The sequence below is a fragment of the Dissulfurispira sp. genome (assembly GCF_036745535.1).
Classification (GTDB): domain Bacteria; phylum Nitrospirota; class Thermodesulfovibrionia; order Thermodesulfovibrionales; family Dissulfurispiraceae; genus Dissulfurispira.
This window is the reverse complement of the sequence record NZ_DAIOFX010000054.1, coordinates 3817-5605: the sequence shown is the minus strand read 5'-3', so window position 1 is coordinate 5605 and position 1789 is coordinate 3817. Positions and strand designations below refer to the sequence as shown.

The 1789-nt window shown below is 43.8% G+C and carries 3 protein-coding genes; 2 read left to right on the top strand and 1 reads right to left on the bottom strand.

The features are described 5' to 3' along the window. Positions 1-1002 (bottom strand): transporter substrate-binding domain-containing protein (locus V7L97_RS09170; RefSeq protein WP_333655270.1); only part of this gene is annotated, 1002 nt, incomplete at its 3' end. Between the two features lie 187 nt (positions 1003-1189). Here V7L97_RS09170 and V7L97_RS09165 point away from each other — a divergent pair. Both V7L97_RS09165 and V7L97_RS09160 read left to right on the top strand, forming a co-directional pair. Further along, positions 1190-1369: a hypothetical protein gene (locus tag V7L97_RS09165; RefSeq protein ID WP_333655267.1), complete on the top strand. Its 180-nt coding sequence runs from the start codon at positions 1190-1192 to the stop codon at positions 1367-1369. Beyond that, positions 1360-1779: a YhcG family protein gene (locus V7L97_RS09160; protein WP_333655266.1), complete on the top strand. Its 420-nt coding sequence runs from the start codon at positions 1360-1362 to the stop codon at positions 1777-1779. Before V7L97_RS09165 ends, V7L97_RS09160 begins: the two co-directional genes overlap by 10 nt. Positions 1780-1789 lie beyond the last annotated feature (10 nt).

Below are 1789 nucleotides of genomic sequence, written 5' to 3'. Positions count from 1 at the left end.
CGCTGTGCTTAAAGGAGGTCTGCCGTAAAGTCTGAGGATTGTAATTATGAGGCCAAGAACAATGGCAAGTGCCATGGATGAAAAAGAAATAAGGATTGTTATGCCTGCACCCCTTAAGAGATTGGGAAAGAATGTATATATGGGGGCTTTTCTTGTTTCCTCGAGGGTCACATAATCTTTTGATTCCTTTGCTACCTTAAAGAGTTTTTCCTGCGTGTCGTTCCACAAATCCCATTTCTCATATATTTTTTTAAGCTCGCCGCTTTTCAGGAGTTTTATAAGGATTTCATCTATCTTCTTTTTTAATTCATCATCGTCTTTTCTTATGGCTATTCCATAAAATCCCTCTCCAACAGGATTGCCTGTATATTTCAGCTTAGGGTTTGGCTTAGCATAATAGGCTGCAATTGGAAGGTCTAAGAGCACTGCATCGAGACGGCCAAGTGCAAGGTCTTCGTAAGGCTCCACCTGCCCTGAATAAACTCTTACATCCACACCGCCTAAATTTGTGAGAATATCCTGTGCAACTGCACCTGAAAGGGTTCCGACTTTTTTGCCTTTGAGGTCATTGATGTCTTTTGTCTTTGTCTCTTCTTTCCTGACAACAAGCTGTTCGGTATAGATGTAATAGGGTAGAGAAAAAAGGACTTCTGCCTGTCTCTGGGGAGTTATCTCTATGCCGTTCATGACCATATCGAAATCTCCTCTTTTAAGTGCAGGGATAAGGCTGTCCCATGCATTCTGTGACTGTCTTGCCTTGACGCCGAGTTCCCTTGCGATGGCCTCTGCCAGGTCAACTTCAAATCCTATAAGCCTTGAAGGGTCTTTTGGGTCAGGGAATGCATAAGGTGCGCCGCCCTCTGCATCAGAGCCCCACAGAAGAAAACCGCGCTTTTTGATCTTTTCGAGGGTATTGCCGGTATCGGATTGCGTGGGGATTGTCCAATAAAATAAAGCTGCCAGACAGATTATGAATGAAAAAATTTTCAGAAATTTTTTCATTTAAAGACCCCGATGGATACGATATATCAAAAGCTTTTCGGGGGTCAACCCCGTTAGAAAGTTTTGTCAAGCCAAAATAGAAATGTCCTACGGGGAGGGAACATTTTTCTGAAAAATAATCTATAATTATGGTAATCCTTATGTGCAACGAGAGAACTAAAAAAATTTTTATAATAACTTGAAACAAATGAAAAAGCAGTTAGAAAATAAAAAGGCAGTGGCGTCGATATACAGCCGTGTCAGGGAAATTCTTGAGACTGCAAGATGCAGCGCCTATCGTGCCGTCAATTTTGCGATGGTTCAGGCATACTGGCATATCGGCAGGGTGATTGTTAAGGTCACGCGCTGCGTGACGAATTGCCGGTAATCCGCCCCGAACTCTCATGGACACACTATCGTTTGCTACTGAAGGTCGAGCGTCCTGAAGTCAGGAAATTTTATCTGGACGAATGCATTGCAGCCAACTGGTCTACCCGCCAGCTTGAGCGCCAGATAAATTCTTTCTATTATGAGCGCCTCCTTGCAAGCCGCAATAAAAACCCCGTCAGGTCAGAGATAAAAAAGCTTGAGCCGGGGCCAACGCCTTATGATATTATCAAAGACCCATACGTCCTTGAGTTCCTCGGTTTAGAGAAGCATGAGAGGCATTTGGAAAAGGATATCGAGCAGGCATTGATAGACAAGCTCCAGCACTTTCTGCTTGAACTCGGCAAAGGCTTCTCATTTGTTGCGCGGCAGCAGCGCATAACTCTTGATGGGGATCATTTCTACCATTGATAAATTGCTG

Bases quoted from the DNA above. Each gene is read 5' to 3' on its own strand.
- V7L97_RS09165 (WP_333655267.1), top strand. From the start codon at position 1,190: ATGAAAAAGCAGTTAGAAAATAAAAAGGCAGTGGCGTCGATATACAGC.